General features: G+C 59.3%; 16 protein-coding genes. 5 read left to right on the top strand and 11 right to left on the bottom strand.

The window, feature by feature from the left end:
• Positions 1 to 28: 28 nt before the first annotated feature.
• Together ptsP and F8N21_RS11590 are read right to left on the bottom strand one after the other, a co-directional pair.
• Positions 29 to 2,308 (bottom strand): phosphoenolpyruvate--protein phosphotransferase, encoded by a 2,280-nt coding sequence (gene ptsP / locus F8N21_RS11595; RefSeq protein WP_150642266.1) that lies wholly within the window; start codon positions 2,306 to 2,308, stop codon positions 29 to 31.
• Positions 2,309 to 2,330: 22 nt separating this feature from the next.
• On the bottom strand, positions 2,331 to 2,810 hold the full coding sequence (locus F8N21_RS11590; protein ID WP_020293475.1) for an RNA pyrophosphohydrolase: 480 nt from the start codon (positions 2,808 to 2,810) through the stop codon (positions 2,331 to 2,333).
• Positions 2,811 to 2,953: 143 nt separating this feature from the next.
• Between F8N21_RS11590 and F8N21_RS11585 the strand changes: the two genes are divergently transcribed.
• On the top strand, positions 2,954 to 3,610 hold the full coding sequence (locus tag F8N21_RS11585) for an HAD family hydrolase (protein ID WP_150642265.1): 657 nt from the start codon (positions 2,954 to 2,956) through the stop codon (positions 3,608 to 3,610).
• Between the two features lie 129 nt (positions 3,611 to 3,739).
• Here the strand turns inward: F8N21_RS11585 and F8N21_RS11580 are convergent, their stop codons facing one another.
• Together F8N21_RS11580 and ilvA are read right to left on the bottom strand one after the other, a co-directional pair.
• Complete coding sequence (locus F8N21_RS11580) at positions 3,740 to 4,168, bottom strand: DUF2269 family protein (protein WP_150642264.1); 429 nt, start codon at positions 4,166 to 4,168, stop codon at positions 3,740 to 3,742.
• Between the two features lie 39 nt (positions 4,169 to 4,207).
• A complete protein-coding gene (ilvA, locus tag F8N21_RS11575) occupies positions 4,208 to 5,722 on the bottom strand; it encodes a threonine ammonia-lyase, biosynthetic (protein WP_150642263.1) in 1,515 nt (504 codons plus the stop codon).
• A gap of 145 nt (positions 5,723 to 5,867) precedes the next feature.
• Between ilvA and rpiA the strand changes: the two genes are divergently transcribed.
• Positions 5,868 to 6,542, top strand: a complete 675-nt coding sequence (gene rpiA, locus F8N21_RS11570; protein ID WP_150642262.1) for a ribose-5-phosphate isomerase RpiA — start codon at positions 5,868 to 5,870, stop codon at positions 6,540 to 6,542.
• Positions 6,543 to 6,686: 144 nt separating this feature from the next.
• On the opposite strand, the gene F8N21_RS11565 is transcribed toward rpiA, so the two are convergent.
• The 4 genes from F8N21_RS11565 to F8N21_RS11550 form a co-directional block, all read right to left on the bottom strand.
• Positions 6,687 to 7,604: an SdiA-regulated domain-containing protein gene (locus F8N21_RS11565; protein ID WP_150642261.1), complete on the bottom strand. Its 918-nt coding sequence runs from the start codon at positions 7,602 to 7,604 to the stop codon at positions 6,687 to 6,689.
• Between the two features lie 155 nt (positions 7,605 to 7,759).
• A complete protein-coding gene (locus F8N21_RS11560; protein ID WP_150642260.1) occupies positions 7,760 to 8,686 on the bottom strand; it encodes an SdiA-regulated domain-containing protein in 927 nt (308 codons plus the stop codon).
• Between the two features lie 332 nt (positions 8,687 to 9,018).
• Entirely contained in the window at positions 9,019 to 9,684 is a 666-nt protein-coding gene (locus tag F8N21_RS11555) for a fumarylacetoacetate hydrolase family protein (RefSeq protein WP_150642259.1), read from the bottom strand.
• Between the two features lie 42 nt (positions 9,685 to 9,726).
• The gene (locus F8N21_RS11550; protein WP_150642258.1) at positions 9,727 to 11,121 is read right to left on the bottom strand and encodes an FAD-binding oxidoreductase; all 1,395 of its coding nucleotides are present in this window, start codon (positions 11,119 to 11,121) and stop codon (positions 9,727 to 9,729) included.
• Between the two features lie 201 nt (positions 11,122 to 11,322).
• Between F8N21_RS11550 and serA the strand changes: the two genes are divergently transcribed.
• Positions 11,323 to 12,552 carry a phosphoglycerate dehydrogenase gene (serA, locus tag F8N21_RS11545; RefSeq protein WP_150642257.1) on the top strand — a complete coding sequence of 410 codons (1,230 nt, stop codon included), beginning with the start codon at positions 11,323 to 11,325 and terminating at the stop codon, positions 12,550 to 12,552.
• A gap of 62 nt (positions 12,553 to 12,614) precedes the next feature.
• On the opposite strand, the gene F8N21_RS11540 is transcribed toward serA, so the two are convergent.
• Positions 12,615 to 13,055: a DUF4399 domain-containing protein gene (locus F8N21_RS11540; protein ID WP_150642256.1), complete on the bottom strand. Its 441-nt coding sequence runs from the start codon at positions 13,053 to 13,055 to the stop codon at positions 12,615 to 12,617.
• Positions 13,056 to 13,189: 134 nt separating this feature from the next.
• Here F8N21_RS11540 and F8N21_RS11535 point away from each other — a divergent pair, with 134 nt between their 5' ends.
• Positions 13,190 to 13,963, top strand: a complete 774-nt coding sequence (locus F8N21_RS11535; RefSeq protein WP_150642255.1) for a transporter substrate-binding domain-containing protein — start codon at positions 13,190 to 13,192, stop codon at positions 13,961 to 13,963.
• Positions 13,964 to 14,073: 110 nt separating this feature from the next.
• Here F8N21_RS11535 and F8N21_RS11530 read toward each other — a convergent pair whose 3' ends face one another.
• Positions 14,074 to 14,706 (bottom strand): 2OG-Fe(II) oxygenase, encoded by a 633-nt coding sequence (locus tag F8N21_RS11530; RefSeq protein WP_150642315.1) that lies wholly within the window; start codon positions 14,704 to 14,706, stop codon positions 14,074 to 14,076.
• A 108-nt stretch (positions 14,707 to 14,814) separates the two neighbouring features.
• Between F8N21_RS11530 and F8N21_RS11525 the strand changes: the two genes are divergently transcribed.
• Positions 14,815 to 15,567 (top strand): DUF2059 domain-containing protein, encoded by a 753-nt coding sequence (locus tag F8N21_RS11525; protein ID WP_150642254.1) that lies wholly within the window; start codon positions 14,815 to 14,817, stop codon positions 15,565 to 15,567.
• A gap of 142 nt (positions 15,568 to 15,709) precedes the next feature.
• On the opposite strand, the gene F8N21_RS11520 is transcribed toward F8N21_RS11525, so the two are convergent.
• A complete protein-coding gene (locus F8N21_RS11520) occupies positions 15,710 to 16,648 on the bottom strand; it encodes an alpha/beta hydrolase (RefSeq protein ID WP_150642253.1) in 939 nt (312 codons plus the stop codon).
• Positions 16,649 to 16,738: the final 90 nt, after the last annotated feature.

Raw genomic sequence — 16,738 nt, 5'->3', positions numbered from 1 at the left:
CGGGGGCAAGCCCCCTCGCCACACAGGTTTAGAGGGTCTTGGCCGAAGCCGGATTGATCATCCGCGCCAACCCGAGGTTCTTCAGCGCCAGTTGCAGCGAGCTGTGGATAACATGCGGATTGTCGATGGTCATCAGCTCGGCCAGCAGTTCCCTGGACTTGCTCAGGTTGATCTGGCGCAGCATCCACTTCACTTTTGGCAGGTTGGTGGCGTTCATCGACAGGCTGTCGAAACCCATCGCCATCAACAGTACCGCCGCCGCCGGATCACCGGCCATCTCACCGCAGATGCTCACCGGCTTGCCTTCGGCATGGGCGTCACGCACCACGTTCTGCAGGGCTTGCAGCACCGCCGGGTGCAGATAGTCGTAGAGATCGGCGACCCGTGGATTGTTGCGGTCCACGGCCAGCAGGTACTGGGTCAGGTCATTGGAGCCAACCGAGAGGAAGTCCACTTGCCGCGCCAGTTCCTTGGTCTGATAAACAGCCGCCGGTATCTCGATCATCACGCCAATCGGCGGCATCGGCACGTCGCAGCCTTCGTCGCGGACTTCACCCCAGGCGCGGTGGATCAGGTGCAGGGCTTCTTCAAGCTCATGAGTGCCGGAAATCATCGGCAACAGAATGCGCAGGTTGTTCAGGCCTTCGCTGGCCTTGAGCATGGCCCGGGTCTGGACCAGGAAAATCTCCGGGTGGTCGAGGGTCACGCGGATCCCGCGCCAGCCGAGGAACGGGTTGTCTTCCTTGATCGGGAAATACGACAATGACTTGTCGCCGCCAATGTCCAGGCTGCGCATGGTTACCGGTTGCGGATGGAAGGCGGCGAGTTGCTCGCGATAAATCGCCAGCTGCTCCTTTTCGCTCGGGAAGCGCTGATTGATCATGAACGGCACTTCGGTGCGGTACAGACCCACGCCCTCGGCGCCGCGCTTCTGCGCCCGCGCCACATCCGCCAGCAGGCCGGTGTTGACCCACAATGGCATGCGGTGACCATCGAGGGTCACGCATGGCAAGTCGCGCAGCGAATCCAGCCCCAAGGCCAGCTGTCGCTCTTCTTCGACCACCTCGGCGAACTGCTTGCGCAGCACTTCGCTGGGGTTGGTGTAGACCTCGCCGTGGTAGCCATCGACGATCATCTGGATGCCGTCGACCTTGGAATATGGCAGGTCAACCAGGCCCATCACCGTCGGGATACCCATGGCCCGGGCCAGGATCGCCACGTGAGAGTTACCCGAACCCAATACCGAGACCAGCCCCACCAGCTTGCCTTCCGGCACCTCGCCGAGCATGGCCGGCGTCAATTCTTCGCTGATCAGAATGGAGTTGTCGGGATACACCAGGGTCTGCTGACGCTCTTCCTGCAGATAGGCCAGCAGACGCCGGCCAAGGTCCTTGACGTCCGATGCCCGCTCACGCAGGTAGGCGTCGTCCATCAATTCGAAACGGTTGACGTGATCGGTGACCACCTGGCGCAAGGCACCCTGGGCCCACTGACCGGTCTTGATGACGGTGGTCACTTCGCTGCCCAGCGAGGCGTCATCGAGCATCATCAGGTAGACGTCGAACAGCGCCCGCTCTTCCGGCCGCAGCTGAGTCGCCAGCTTGGCGGACAGCGTGCGCATGTCCGCGCGAACGCCTTCGATCGCGGTCTTGAACAGCCCCAGCTCGGCTTCGATGTCGGTGATGGCCTTGTCCGGCACCACGTCCAGATCCGCCGGCGGCAGCATGACCACCGCGATACCCACCGCCGCACCGGGCGAGCCGGGTACGCCGACGAACTTGGCTTCCTGGATGCCTTTGCCTTGACGGCCCAGACCGCGGATCGAACCAGTGGCTTCGGCGTGAGCGATTACCCCGGCAAGCTGGGCGCTCATGGTCACCAGGAAGGCTTCTTCGCCTTCGTCGAACTGGCGCCGCTCTTTTTGCTGGATGACCAACACGCCGACGACGCGGCGGTGGTGAATGATCGGTGCGCCAAGGAAGGAAGCGTAGCGCTCTTCACCGGTTTCGGCGAAGTAGCGATAACGCGGGTGATCGGCAGCGTTTTCGAGGTTCAGGGGTTCTTCACGCGTACCGACCAGACCGACCAGACCTTCGTTGGGTGCCATGCTGACCTTGCCGATCGAGCGCTTGTTCAAGCCCTCGGTAGCCATCAGCACGAAACGGTTGGTCTCGGGGTCCAGCAGGTAGACCGAGCAAACCTGGCTGCCCATGGCCTCTTTGACGCGCAATACAATAATCCCCAACGCCGCCTTGAGATCCTTGGCGGAGTTAACTTCCTGGACGATCTTGCGCAGCGTATTGAGCATGGCTCGGGGTCGAACTCCGTCGTCAGTCGCGCGATAAAAGGCGCGGGGCAAGCTCTTTGAGAGCGCGTCGATACACCTCGCGCTTGAATGTCACCACCTGGCCCAACGGATACCAATAGCTTACCCAGCGCCAGCCATCGAATTCCGGTTTACCGGTCAAATCCATCCGCACCCGCTGCTCGTTGGAGACCAGGCGCAGGAGAAACCATTTCTGTTTCTGGCCGATGCACAGCGGTTGGCTGTGCGTCCTCACCAGACGTTGCGGCAAACGATAGCGCAACCAGCCCCGGGTGCAGGCGAGAATTTGCACATCTTCGCGCTCCAGTCCCACTTCTTCGTTCAACTCGCGATACAAGGCGTCTTCCGGCGTTTCCTGAGGATTGATCCCTCCCTGAGGAAACTGCCAGGCATCTTGATTGATACGGCGAGCCCATAGCACCTGGCCGGCATCATTCGTCAGAATGATCCCGACATTGGGGCGGAAACCATCGGGGTCGATCACGGCAACAACCTCGCAAACGCATGTCGCCGCATTGTTCCACAAAGGTTGTTAAAGCAGCAACGAGACGACCTACCTTATGTGCACTCTTGTGAAAAGACCGTATTCTGGACGTCTTTTTACAGACTTTTCAGCGAGTAACCGCAATGCGCCTGGCTTTATTCGACTTGGACAACACGCTTTTGGGCGGTGACAGTGACCACGCCTGGGGCGACTACCTGTGCGAACGGGGCTTCCTAGACGCTGTCGCCTACAAAGCACGCAACGATCAGTTCTATCAGGATTACCTGGCCGGCAAGCTGGACAATACCGCTTACCTGAACTTCTGCCTGGAAGTGCTCGGGCGCACCGAGATGGCCGTGCTGGACGAATGGCATCGTGACTACATGCGCGACTGCATCGAGCCGATCGTGCTGTCCAAGGGCATTGAACTGCTGGCCAAACACCAGGCTGCCGGCGACAAGCTGGTAATCATCACCGCCACCAACCGTTTCGTCACCGGGCCAATTGCCGCACGCCTGGGCGTCGAGACCCTGATCGCCACCGAATGCGAAATGATCGACGGCCGCTACAGCGGGCGCAGCACCGACGTTCCGTGCTTTCGTGAAGGTAAGGTGACACGCCTGCAACGCTGGCTGGAAGAGACCGGGTTCAGTCTGGAAGACAGCTACTTCTACAGCGATTCGATGAATGATTTTTCGTTGCTGGAGTTGGTGACCCATCCGGTGGCGGTGGATCCCGATCCGAATTTGCGGGCTGAGGCCGAGAAGCGCGGCTGGCCGGTGATTTCGTTGCGCGATTGAAAAGCAAAAGATCGCAGCCTGCGGCAGCTCCTACGCGGACCGAGTCACCCGCGACATTCGGTTGAAACTCGATCCCTGTAGGAGCTGCCGCAGGCTGCGATCTTTTTGGGGCCAACTCGATCCCAAGCCTTAAACCGGCTTGGCGCCCATCAACCCGGCAATGGCGATAAAGCAGACAAAGCTGAACAGCGCCAACGCCAAGGTGAACTTCCCGTTGCTCCCCACCGGTGCCGTGCGCAACCGGTTGAGCCGCACCAGCAGCCAGAACCAGGCCAACGCCGCAACGGTGTAAAGCGCGCTGGAGGCGAGAATCCAGGTCTGCCCCAGCGGCCAGCCCACCAGATGCGCCAGCCACCAGCCGCTGAACGGCATGCTGATCAGGCAAATCCCCATCAGCAGCCAGACGAACAGCCAGGGCCGCTGCAAGGTGCGAGTGTGAATCGTCGTGTCGCCCTTGCGACGAGCCAGCCAGACCCGTATCGCCAACCCCAGCGCACTGGCCAGAAGCAGCACGGTCGCCAGGATGTGAACGGTTTTCAGGGTCATCAACGTTTCCATTTCTTCAATTCCTCAGGCCGTGCCCATCAGCGTAGTCCCTCAGCCGAGGAACAGCTGATACGCCGGATTGTCGCTTTCATCCCAGTACGGGTAACCAATTTCCGCCAGCGCCGCCGACACCAGATGACGCTCGTCCGCTGGCACCTGCAGACCCGCCACCACTCGCCCATCCGCGGCCCCGTGGTTACGATAATGGAACATCGAAATATTCCAGCGCCCGCCGAGTTTGTTGAGGAAGTTGAACAGCGCGCCCGGACGCTCCGGGAACTCGAAGCGAAATACCACTTCATCGCTGACACGCGCCGCGTGCCCGCCGACCATATGCCGGATGTGCAGCTTGGCCAGTTCATTGTCGGTCAGGTCGACTACCGGGAAACCCTGCTCGGTGAGGCTGCTGATCAGCGCGCTGCGAGGGTCGTTTTCCGGATGGGTCTGCACGCCGACGAAAATATGCGCCTCGCTGCCGGTGTTGTAGCGATAGTTGAATTCGGTGATCTGGCGCTTGCCGATGGCTTCGCAGAACGCCTTGAAGCTGCCAGGCTGCTCCGGAATGGTCACGGCGATGATGGCTTCCCGACCTTCACCCAACTCGGCGCGCTCGGCGACGTGGCGCAGGCGGTCGAAGTTGACGTTGGCCCCGGAGTCGATGGCCACCAGGGTCTGGCCGGTGACGCCACGCAGCTCGACATACTTCTTGATCCCGGCCACGCCCAAGGCGCCGGCAGGCTCGGTGATCGAGCGGGTATCGTCGTAGATATCCTTGATCGCCGCGCAGATCTCGTCAGTGCTGACGGTGATCACTTCATCGACATAGTCTTTGCAGATGTCGAAGGTGTGCTGGCCGATCTGCGCCACGGCCACGCCATCGGCGAACAGCCCTACAGTGGGCAACACCACTCGCTCGCCGGCCGCCATGGCGGCTTGCAGGCAATTGGAATCATCCGGCTCGACGCCGATGATTTTGATCTCCGGACGCAGGTATTTCACATACGCGGCGATCCCGGCAATCAGGCCGCCGCCACCCACCGGAACGAAAATGGCGTCCAGGCGCCCCGGATGTTGACGCAGGATCTCCATCGCCACGGTGCCCTGCCCGGCAATGGTGTGCGGATCATCGTAGGGATGGATGTACACGTAGCCTTTTTCGTCGACCAGTTTCAGCGAGTAAGCCAAGGCTTCCGGGAAGGTATCGCCGTGCAGCACTACTTTGCCGCCACGGGAACGCACGCCTTCGACCTTGATCTCCGGAGTGGTCTTGGGCATCACAATGATCGCCTTGACCCCCAATACCTTGGCCGCCAGGGCCAGGCCTTGTGCATGGTTGCCGGCCGAGGCGGTGACCACGCCACGCGAGCGCTCTTCATCGCTCAACTGAGTGAGTTTGTTGTAAGCGCCGCGAATCTTGAACGAAAACACCGGCTGCAAGTCTTCGCGCTTGAGCAGGATCTGATTGCCCAGCCGCTCGGAGAGCTGGCGGGCAGTCTGCAATGGGGTTTCTACGGCAACGTCATAAACGCGCGAGGTGAGGATCTTCTTGACGTACTGTTCGAGCATCGGAAAGCATCACTGAGCGAGTTGGGCAGGGTCAAGGAGTCTAACTCAGCGTTTGGCCGTGCGACCACACGAATCAAGAGGTTTTAACCGGGCATACGGCTATAATGCCGGCCTTTCGTTCCCCTTCGGCACCCTCGGAGCCCGCATGACCCAGGATCAACTCAAACAGGCAGTGGCTCAGGCCGCCGTCGACTTCATCCTTCCAAAACTCGACGACAAAAGCATCGTCGGGGTCGGCACCGGCTCCACCGCCAACTGCTTCATTGACGCCCTGGCCCTGCACAAGGGCGCGTTCGACGGCGCGGTCGCCAGCTCCGAAGCCACCGCCGCACGCCTCAAGGGCCACGGTATTCCGGTGTATGAGCTGAATACCGTCGGCGACCTGGAGTTCTACGTCGACGGCGCCGATGAAAGCGACGAACACCTGAATCTGATCAAGGGCGGCGGCGCCGCCCTGACCCGCGAGAAGATCGTCGCGGCCGTGGCCAAGACATTCATCTGCATTGCCGACGCCAGCAAACTGGTGCCGGTCCTGGGCGCCTTCCCGCTGCCGGTTGAAGTGATTCCAATGGCTCGCAGCCATGTGGCTCGTCAGCTGGTGAAGCTGGGCGGCGACCCGGTTTACCGTGAGGGCGTGTTGACCGACAACGGCAACATCATCCTCGACGTGTTCAACCTGCAGATCACCAACCCGGTCGAGCTGGAAAGCCAGATCAACGCCATCGTCGGCGTGGTCACCAACGGCCTGTTCGCGGCACGTCCGGCCGATTTGCTGTTGCTGGGTACAAGCGAAGGCGTGAAAACCCTGCGCGCCAAATAAACCCGCACACGGATTTGTGATTGAAACTGCCCCCCTGTGGGAGCGAGCTTGCTCGCGATAGCGGTCTGACATTCAAATGTAGATGTTGAATGTTATGGCCCCATCGCGAGCAAGCTCGCTCCCACATTGGTTTTGTGGTGCCAATCAGGGCTGCGGCGGTTTCTTGAAGACGTAGAACAGGTTCGGTTCGCTGACGAGGTAAATCGTGCCGTCGTCATCCATGGCGATCCCTTCCGCCTGCGGCACGGTCTTTTGCAGCCCCTGACGCCCTTTGCGCAATGACATAGTGCTCAATGGCCGGCCGTCGACATCCAGCTCCAGCACCAATCGCGACTCATCGGACAGCGCCAGCAAATGCCCGCTGCGCTCATCGTATTGCAGGCTCGACAGGTCACGGACAAACAATCCGGCGTCACGCTTGGGGTTGTTGACCACGTGAACCGCATAGGATTTCTCCGGGTTGTAATGGGGGAAACCCTGCACTTCGTAGATCAGCATCGGGTCGCGCTCCTTGGCGACGAACAGCCGCTTGCCCACCGAATCGTACGCCAGCCCTTCGAAGCCCTTGTTACTGCTCATGTGTACCCCGAGCGAAATCTGCTCGGCGTCCGCCGCGTCGAGAAACTGCGTGCCGTCTTCCAGGTGAACTTTGATCAGGCGTTGCTGGCGTTCATCGGTAATCACGTAGGTGTCGGCGCTGATGAACTCGACGGCCTCCGCATCGCCGAACCCGATCAATGCCACACGCCGCAGGATCCGACCATCGAGGGCCAGCTCGACCAACTCGGCATTCTTGTTGGTGACTGTAAACAGGCTTTTGCGCACGGGGTCATAGGTCAGGGCTGATACGTCGTCATCCAGCCCGTCGATAACCCTGGCCTCCAGCGTTACCCGATAATCCGCCAGGCCCATGGACCGAGCGTCCACCGGCTGCCACCAGGTCTGCACATTGAACCAGGTACGCTCGAACAACCGCAGATGCTGACCAACAACCGCCAGCGCGATCAATGCCGCCAGCAACAGGATCAGCAGAAGAGGTTTGAGACGGGCAAGTTGGCGCATGCAGGCAAGCTCAAAAACAAAACGGGCCGATGAAATAACACGGATTTATGAATTCAAGCTTAATAAGCACGGGAGGCTGCGATTTCCTGGTGCAACCTGTGCAATTGGCAACAGGTCGCAAAGCAGGATCAAAAGATCGCAGACTACGCCAGCCCCTACGGTTTTTCCAATCGATAGAACAGGTTCGGTTCGCTGACGATATACAGCGTGCCCGCTTCGTCGATCGTCACCCCTTCGGCGCGCGGAATGGTGTTTTTCAGGCCATTGAAACCGCCGAGCAAGGTCATGAAACTGACCTTGTCGCCCTTTTCATCCAGCTCGAGCAACAGATGCGAATCGGCGGACAACGCCAAAGTATGGCCGGTGCGCGGATCGATGGCCAAGGCCGAGAGGTTACGCAGGTCCAGCGCATTGCTCTCGAGCTTGTACTTGTCGCCCTTGAGGATCTGACTGCCATCGCTTTTCCAGGCAAACAACACCGGCGGACGCTCCTCGCCCAATAACAACTGCTGGTTGCGACGGTCCCAGGCAATCGCTTCGAAGGCCTTGTTCTGGTCTTTCGAGGGCCCGAGGTCATATTTCGGGAAGCTGTCGATATTCAGTTCACGCGTCTGGGTATCGACCTTGACGATGCTCAAGCTGTGCTGGCGCTCATCGACAATGGCGATCAAGCCATCGTCCATCACCGCCACACCTTCCGGATTGCTCCAGCCCAGCAACGGCATTTTGCGCAAGACCTCGCCTTGCAGGGTCAATTCGGCGAGGAAGGGCTTTTTCCCCATTACCGCGAATAGCGTTTTGCTGATCGGGCTGTAGGCGATATCCGAGGCTTCATCCTCCTCCATGCCCGGCAGCGGCTTGGCATCGATCACTACCCGATAGTCCGGTAACCAGACGCTTTCCTGGCGCCCGGCCGGGCTTTCAAGCTGCTCTTGCACCCAAAGCACAGCCCGATCATCCCAATGCATCGTGAACGCGAGGCCATACGCCATTGCCCCGACCAGCAATAGCCAGGAATACCAGCGCATGGCGAAGCGCGAGCGACGAGCAGCATCCAGGATGGAAGCGGGTTGCGTGGGCATTGAGAGATCGTTCCGGAAAAGTCAGCTGTGGGTAATAACACGACGTGGACAGGTTCGCGTGCCCAGCACCGAATAATTATCCAGACAAAATGTGAAAAAAACGGGAAAACAGGAAAACAGGAAAACAGGAAAACAGGAAAACAGGAAAACAGGAAAACAGGAAAACAGGAAAACAGGAATAGGTGATCACAGCTTAATAGGTGGTGACCCAAAAGATCGCAGCCTATCGGCAGCTCCTACAGGTTTTGCATACACCCAATAACATTTCGGATGTACGAGACCCCTGTAGGAGCTGCCGCAGGCTGCGATCTTTTAGCGGCCGGACTCAGGCCTCAGCGAACGCTGCTGTTGAAGCTGCTCACGCCCGGCAACTCCAGTACCAGTTCATCACCGACATTCAGCGGGCCGACGCCCACCGGAGTACCGGTCAGGATCACGTCCCCGGCCTGCAGCGAGAAGCAGCCGGCCATGTACTGGATCATCGGCACGATCGGGTTGAGCATGTCGCTGCTGTTGCCATCCTGACGGACTTCGCCATTGATGGTCAGGCGGATGCCGATGTCAGTCAGATCGTCAAAGCTGCTGCTGACCACAAACGGCGCCAGGACGGCAGCGCCGTCGAACGACTTGGCAATCTCCCAGGGCAGGCCTTTGGCTTTCAGCTCGGCCTGCTTGTCACGCAAGGTCAGGTCCAATGCCGGAGCGAAACCGGAAATCGCGTCGAGCACTTCTTCGCGGCTTGGCTTGGTCGACAGCGGTTTGCCGATCAACACGGCAATTTCCGCCTCGTAGTGCACCGAGCCACGCTCGGTCGGAATCGTGAAACCATCTTCGAGCGGCACCACGCAACTGCCCGGCTTGATGAACAGCAGCGGTTCAGTGGGTACCGGGTTGTCCAGTTCCTTGGCGTGTTCGGCATAGTTGCGGCCAATGCACACCACCTTCCCGAGCGGGAAGTGAATACGAGTACCGTCGACATACTGGTGCTGATAGCTCATTTACCACTCCTGCTTCAAATAGTATTTCTCGGCTTTAGAACGTCACAGGGCGAAGATTTTCCCCGGATTCATGATGCCGTTCGGGTCGAACACCGCTTTGACGGCCTTCATGTATTCAATCTCGACCGGCGAGCGACTGTAGGTCAGGTAGTCGCGCTTGGTCATGCCGACGCCATGTTCGGCGGAAATCGAGCCGTTGTATTTTTCGACGGTTTCGAAAACCCACTTGTTGACGGTCGCGCACTTGGCAAAGAACTCGTCCTTGCTCAGGTTATCCGGCTTGAGGATATTCAAGTGCAGGTTGCCGTCGCCGATGTGGCCGAACCAGACGATTTCGAAGTCCGGGTAGTGTTCGCCGACGATCGCATCGATTTCCTTGAGGAATGCCGGGACTTTCGACACAGTGACCGAAATGTCGTTTTTGTACGGCGTCCAGTGGGAAATGGTTTCGGAGATGTATTCGCGCAATTTCCAGAGATTCTGCAGTTGTTGCTCGCTCTGGCTCATCACTCCATCGACTACCCAGCCCTGCTCGACGCAATGCTCGAAGGTCTCCAGGGCATCGTTGGCCACTTCTTCAGTGGTCGCTTCGAATTCCAGCAGCGCGTAGAACGGGCAATCGGACTCGAATGGCGCCGGCACATCACCACGGGCCAGAACCTTGGCCAGCGCCTTGTCGGAGAAAAATTCGAAGGCGGTCAGGTCCAGTTTGCTCTGGAAGGCATGCAGCACCGGCATGATCGAGTCGAAATCGGCCGTGCCGAGGACCATCGCGGTGAGGTTTTTCGGTGCCCGGTCCAGGCGCATGGTCGCTTCGACGACAAAACCCAGAGTGCCTTCGGCGCCGATGAACAGCTGACGCAAGTCGTAACCGGTGGCGTTCTTGATCAGATCTTTGTTCAATTCCAGCAGGTCGCCCTTGCCGGTCACGACTTTCATGCCAGCCACCCAATTACGGGTCATGCCGTAGCGAATGACCTTGATCCCCCCGGCATTGGTGCCGATATTGCCACCAATCTGGCTGGAACCGGCCGAAGCGAAGTCCACCGGGTAATACAGGCCTTTTTCTTCAGCGACGTTCTGCAAATGCTCAGTGACCACGCCCGGCTGACAGATCGCGGTGCGGTCGGTCAGATTGACGTCGAGGATCTGATTCATATAGTCGAACGACACCACCACTTCGCCATTGGCCGCCACCGCAGCGGCGGAAAGCCCGGTACGCCCGCCGGATGGCACCAGCGCGATCTTGTGCTGATTGGCCCAGCGCACGATGGCCTGGACCTGCTCGGTCGTCTTGGGGAACACGATGGCGGTGGGGGCCGGGGCGAAATGCTTGGTCCAATCCTTGCCATAAGCATTCAGGGAGTCGGCATCGGTCAGCACCTTGCCTGGCTCAACCAGGGTCTTCAGCTCATCAATCAGGGCAGGATTGGTCATCGACAGAACTCTCGAACAATTCATGGTCATCCTGAGAACGCTTCACGTCGCAGGAATGAGTGTTTGCGGGGTGCGTATGCTAGCATACCGCCCCCGCAGGATAGTGCCCAAAGGCGTTCTGCGGTGACGGCTAACATGCCGCGCAGGTCAGCTCCAGCTGCCCTTCTCTGCCATTTTTCTCCGGGACATAGGTTTACGCAGATGAGCAAGACTTCCCTCGACAAGAGCAAGATCAAGTTCCTTCTTCTCGAAGGTGTCCACCAATCCGCTGTCGACGTCCTCAAGGCCGCCGGTTACACCAGCATTGAGTACCTCACCGGTTCTCTGCCAGAAGCCCAGCTCAAGGAAAAGATCGCTGATGCTCACTTCATCGGCATTCGCTCCCGTACTCAACTGACCGAAGAGATCTTCGATCAGGCGAAGAAGCTGGTCGCTGTCGGCTGTTTCTGCATCGGCACCAACCAGGTCGACCTCAACGCGGCTCGCGAACGCGGGATCGCAGTCTTCAACGCGCCTTACTCCAACACCCGTTCGGTGGCCGAGCTGGTGCTGGCTGAAGCGATCCTGCTGCTGCGCGGTATTCCGGAGAAAAACGCTTCCTGCCACCGTGGCGGCTGGATCAAAAGCGCGGCCAACTCCTTCGAAATCCGCGGCAAGAAGCTGGGCATCGTGGGTTATGGCTCGATCGGCACTCAGTTGTCGGTGCTGGCTGAAGGCCTGGGCATGCAGGTGTACTTCTACGACACCATCACCAAGCTGCCTTTGGGTAACGCGACTCAGGTCGCCAGCCTGACCGAGCTGCTGGGCATGTCCGACATCGTCACCCTGCACGTTCCGGAAACCGCTGCGACCCAGTGGATGATCGGCGAGAAGGAAATCCGCGCCATCAAGAAAGGCGGCATTCTGATCAACGCCGCTCGCGGCACCGTGGTCGAGTTGCAAGCCCTGGCGGACGCGATCAAGGACAAGCACCTGATCGGCGCGGCCATCGACGTATTCCCGGTGGAGCCACGCTCCAACGACGAAGAGTTCGAAAGCCCGCTGCGTGGCCTGGACAACGTGATCCTGACGCCGCACATCGGCGGCTCCACCGCTGAAGCCCAGGCCAACATCGGTCTGGAAGTGGCAGAGAAGCTGGTCAAGTACAGCGACAATGGTACCTCGGTGTCCTCGGTCAACTTCCCGGAAGTGGCCCTGCCGGCTCACCCGGGCAAGCACCGTTTGCTGCACATCCACCAGAACATCCCGGGTGTGATGAGCGAGATCAACAAGGTTTTCGCCGAAAACGGTATCAACATCTCCGGTCAGTTCCTGCAGACCAACGAGAAAGTCGGCTACGTCGTGATCGACGTCGACGCCGAATACTCGGACCTGGCGCAAGAAAAACTGCAACACATCAACGGCACCATCCGTTGCCGCGTGTTGTTCTAAGCTTCAAGTGCCCATGAAAAAGGGAGACCCTCGGGTCTCCCTTTTTCATGCCCGCGAAAGGGCTATTTCACGGTCACGGTAATTTTCTTCGAGACAATCGGCGGATCGAACGGCACATGGTTTTTGTCGCCCAGTTCCAGCTGCAGGGTATGCTTGCCTGGGGCCAGCTTGACCTCGGCTTCGGTCTGCGCCTTGCCGAAGTGCATGTGGTTGGCGTCCATAGGGATCGGCGCAGTCTCCGCCGGCAATTTGTCGACGTCGATCAGCAGGTGATGGTGGCCGGTATTTTTGGTCTGATCGCCGGCCGGAGCCAGGGCGATATCCTTGACGCCGAATTTGACCTTGAAGGTTTGACCTACCGTGGCACCGTCTTCGGGAGAGACGATGAACACTTCCGCGCCTTTGGGAGTCGGGGAGCGCGGGATGCCATCCGCAGCGTTCACCAGCATCGAAGCTCCCAGCATCAGGCTGGCAAAAGCAGCACGAGACATTAAGGTTTTCATTCTCTTCTCCAGTATTTCAGCAAAATCTGTAGGGTTGCGACAACTAAGTGACAAAAAGTTGTCGAAGCCAATCAACACCATAGCAAAGCGCACCCGATACCGCGCACAGCACATATGAATTCAAAGGAGTGACCATGCGGTTTTTGCCTGGCCTGTTACTTTTGCTACCCCTTGTGAGCACTTGCGCTCAAGCCGAACTGATCGATGATGTGAATGACCGCGGCGAGTTGCGCATCGCTCTGGAAGCCAATACGCCGCCATTCAACTTCAAGGATGACGGCAAGCTCAGTGGTTTCGAGGTCGAACTGGGTCACATGCTCGCCAGCGAGCTGGACGTGCGTGCGGATTTCGTCGTCACCGACCCGGGTGATCTGCTGCAGGGCGTCGAAAGCGGCCGGTACGACGTCGCCATCAACCACATAGCAATGACCCCCGAACTCAAGGAACGTTTCGACTTCAGCGAACCTTATAGCTATTCCAGTGCGCAGCTGATCGTTCGCCAGGAAGAGCAACGCCCGCTGAGTTCGCTGCAGGCGCTCAAGGGTCAGGCGCTGGGCGTGGCGCAAAGCAGTCAGTTCGTCGAGCAGGCACGCACTGTCGAAGGCATTGACCTGCGCAGCTATCCCGACGCCCAACAGCCACTCAAGGACGTAGCGGAAAAGCAGATCGACGCGGCCATCAGCGATCGTCTGCTGGTGCCTTACGCCATTCGTGACAGCCACTTACCGGTCAAGGAAGGTGCCAAAGTCGGCCCGACGCTGAGCCTGGCGATTCCATTCCAGAAGGGTAATCCAGCGTTCCAGGCCAGCATCGACAACGCCCTGCAACGCATCAAGGCCGATGGTCGCTTGATGGCACTCTCGGAAAAATGGTTCGGGATGGATGCGAGCAAACCGCCGACGCCTTGATAAGTCTGGCTGAGGGATTTGTTACACCGAAGATCTAGTAATGTGGGATCGCCGCACCGCCGCTCCCACATTGCCCAAGCAAGCAGCAACTCATCAGAATCCTTTGCATCTCAGAACGGCTCATTACCGCGGCGACGAAACCACCCTGTCAGCGACAGGCGATCCCGAGTGGCCGGCAGGACTTCATGGGGCACTTCGCCGGAAAGGAATACCACCAGGCAACCGCCGGTGGGCACCACATCATATTCAACGCCAACGTCCAGATACATCCGCAACTGGCCACCATGCTCAGGCAACCAGGCCTGATTCAGATAAAGCACCGCGGAGACCATACGCCGGTCATCATCACGAAAGCGGTCGACATGTTTGAGGTAAAACGCGCCTGGTGGGTACAGCGCGAAATGGCTTTCGAAATCTTCCAGCCCCAGATACAACCCGCGATTCATGGCAAGCCGCAGACTGTCCATCAACCCCAGGTAGCGGTCGCACGACTCGACCTGACCGGGTTCGAGCCACTGGATATGATCGCCCCGAATCCCCTCGCGAATTTCCTGGGAGGCCCCTCGACCCACCGCGGCCGGAGCCAGTTCACCCTCGGCCGCACGTCTATGGCACTCAGCCGCCAGTTCCAGGGTCAGAGTCTCTGGCAGGAAAATATTCTGCTGCGACCAGCCGCGTGCAGCCAGGTCATCGACGATACGTAACAGCAGCGGGTGGTCAGAGGGTATTTGCATGCCGCGCATAGTATCCATACGCCTGGAAATCCGACAGAGCCACAGGGCGGACTGATACGAATTCTCGACAAGTCTGGTACTCACACGGAGAATAGTGCCCTGCTGACAGGAGTCCTCATGCGCCGTTTGCTTTTTCCACTGCTGATGCTCTGCACTTTGCCCGTTTGGGCAGACGGCCTCGACCAGTTATACAAGGTCGCCGGTTGGCCAGAACAACGCGCGCATTTTAATGATGCCCTCACCGCCGCCCAGCAACGCTACAAAAACAGCCTGCCACCTGCGGTGTTCCAGGCGCTGGTGAACAACAGCAATCAGCGCTTTGCCCCCCAGGCAATGGACCAGCGAGCCCAGGCGCAGTTACGGCAGAAACTCGTCGATCCGAAACCGGCACTGGCGTTCTTTCAGTCCCCCTTGGGCCGCAAGATCGTCGCCGCCGAACTGCTGGCGACCCGCCGCGACCAACTGGCGAAAAACGCCCAGGGCTTGCCGAAAATCGAGGCCAGCGATGCCCGCCTGCTGATCATTGGCCACTTGGCTCAGGCGCTGCCTGCCCGCGAGGCCGGTGCCGAGGTCAGCCTGGCCATCGCCGGGGTTGCCGCCGACAGCCTGAGCCAGATGATCCCTGGCTTGCTGGGCAGTGGTCAGGCCCAGGGGATGTTGAATGGTCAGCGCCAGCGACTGATGGATCAGATCGGCACCGACCTGAACAACACCTTGCTCTACGTTTACCGCGACCTGTCAGATACGGAACTGGAAGAATTCGCCACCTTCGCCGAGTCGCAGGAAGGCAAGGCTTACTATCAGGCCGCGCTGGCAGCGATCCGCGCAGGATTGGCGGTGGGGCAAAGTACCTCGAGCCTGACGCAGTGACTTGAGGCGCCTGCAGAATCCAATCGCGAGCAAGCCCGCTCCCACACTGGATCTGCTGTGTACAAAAAGTTTGTGGTTGATGAAGGTCCCATGTAGGAGCGAGCTTGCTCGCGATAGCGCCAGTGTAGCCACTACAATCCTTTCAGAAGTTCTTGGTCAAAAACCCGAAATACCGCTCGCGCAACGCCGCAGTTTCATTCGCCAGATGATGCCGCGCCTCAGGCAGCAGCAACACCTGCGGCTGATCGAACTTGCTGCGCAACACCTCCAGGTTATGCGCCCAATCCACCGTCATGTCCGCTTGCCCCTGAACAATCAGGGGCCGCCGGTTGCTGCGCGGCGCGGCTTCGATGCGTTTGATCCAGCGCGCCAGCGCGCCGACCCAGGCAGTCGGCAGCCGTAACGGCTGCAACGGATCGGCCTGCAGGAAGGGTAAAAACCCTGGGTCGCTGGAGTTCTCGCTGAAGCGCCGGGCGATGCCATTGACGAAGGGTTTGACCAGGTAGTAGCTCAACTGCGACCACCCCCAGGACCGCGGCCGCACCAGCGGCGAGAGAAGTATGGCCTGACCCTGCGCCGGGCTGCTGGCGCCGTGATTGAGCAGATGATCGAGCACTATCGCCCCGCCGGTGCTTTGTCCGCACAGGTGCCACGGCTGCGGCAGGTCGAGGGATTGCGCCTCGGCGAACAACCCTTGCAGCACGGCCTGGTACTCGGCGAAATCTTCGATGCTGGCGCGCTCGCCGCTGGACAGGCCATGCCCCGGCAGGTCGCAGGAAATCACCACGAAATTCTGCTGCAGTGCCCATTCGATCACGTGGCGGTAGAGCCCCATGTGATCGTAGAAGCCGTGAAACAAAAACAGCGTGGCCACGACCTGCGGTGGCCACCAGACCTGGCTGACCAGCTCATAGTTGCCGACCTCGAAGCGTCCCAGCGCACGCTTGACCGGGACACTGTGCTGGGCAAAATCCAATCCATAGAAACGTTGATAGGCCTGCGCTTCCACCGACAGCGGCTGCCCGGCGGCCAAGGGTCGCAGGCTGGCACGCAGGTGATCGGGGTCGAAGGTGGCAGGCATGAAGAATTCCAGACAAAAACGCGAAACAGACTTTATAGGTCTGCGATATTCATCTGTCGCGGCAAGCATGGCAAGCTACCCGACCTTCGA

Source organism: Pseudomonas fluorescens, from assembly GCF_902497895.1.
GTDB classification, from domain to species: Bacteria; Pseudomonadota; Gammaproteobacteria; order Pseudomonadales; family Pseudomonadaceae; genus Aquipseudomonas; species Aquipseudomonas fluorescens_BP.
This window is presented reverse-complemented; position numbering and strand designations above follow the sequence as displayed.

Bases quoted from the DNA above. Each gene is read 5' to 3' on its own strand.
- ptsP (WP_150642266.1), bottom strand. From the start codon at position 2,308: ATGCTCAATACGCTGCGCAAGATCGTCCAGGAAGTTAACTCCGCCAAG.
- F8N21_RS11585 (WP_150642265.1), top strand. From the start codon at position 2,954: ATGCGCCTGGCTTTATTCGACTTGGACAACACGCTTTTGGGCGGTGAC.
- F8N21_RS11580 (WP_150642264.1), bottom strand. From the start codon at position 4,168: ATGGAAACGTTGATGACCCTGAAAACCGTTCACATCCTGGCGACCGTG.
- ilvA (WP_150642263.1), bottom strand. From the start codon at position 5,722: ATGCTCGAACAGTACGTCAAGAAGATCCTCACCTCGCGCGTTTATGAC.
- rpiA (WP_150642262.1), top strand. From the start codon at position 5,868: ATGACCCAGGATCAACTCAAACAGGCAGTGGCTCAGGCCGCCGTCGAC.
- F8N21_RS11565 (WP_150642261.1), bottom strand. From the start codon at position 7,604: ATGCGCCAACTTGCCCGTCTCAAACCTCTTCTGCTGATCCTGTTGCTG.
- F8N21_RS11560 (WP_150642260.1), bottom strand. From the start codon at position 8,686: ATGCCCACGCAACCCGCTTCCATCCTGGATGCTGCTCGTCGCTCGCGC.
- F8N21_RS11555 (WP_150642259.1), bottom strand. From the start codon at position 9,684: ATGAGCTATCAGCACCAGTATGTCGACGGTACTCGTATTCACTTCCCG.
- F8N21_RS11550 (WP_150642258.1), bottom strand. From the start codon at position 11,121: ATGACCAATCCTGCCCTGATTGATGAGCTGAAGACCCTGGTTGAGCCA.
- serA (WP_150642257.1), top strand. From the start codon at position 11,323: ATGAGCAAGACTTCCCTCGACAAGAGCAAGATCAAGTTCCTTCTTCTC.
- F8N21_RS11540 (WP_150642256.1), bottom strand. From the start codon at position 13,055: ATGAAAACCTTAATGTCTCGTGCTGCTTTTGCCAGCCTGATGCTGGGA.
- F8N21_RS11535 (WP_150642255.1), top strand. From the start codon at position 13,190: ATGCGGTTTTTGCCTGGCCTGTTACTTTTGCTACCCCTTGTGAGCACT.
- F8N21_RS11530 (WP_150642315.1), bottom strand. From the start codon at position 14,706: ATGCGCGGCATGCAAATACCCTCTGACCACCCGCTGCTGTTACGTATC.
- F8N21_RS11525 (WP_150642254.1), top strand. From the start codon at position 14,815: ATGCGCCGTTTGCTTTTTCCACTGCTGATGCTCTGCACTTTGCCCGTT.
- F8N21_RS11520 (WP_150642253.1), bottom strand. From the start codon at position 16,648: ATGCCTGCCACCTTCGACCCCGATCACCTGCGTGCCAGCCTGCGACCC.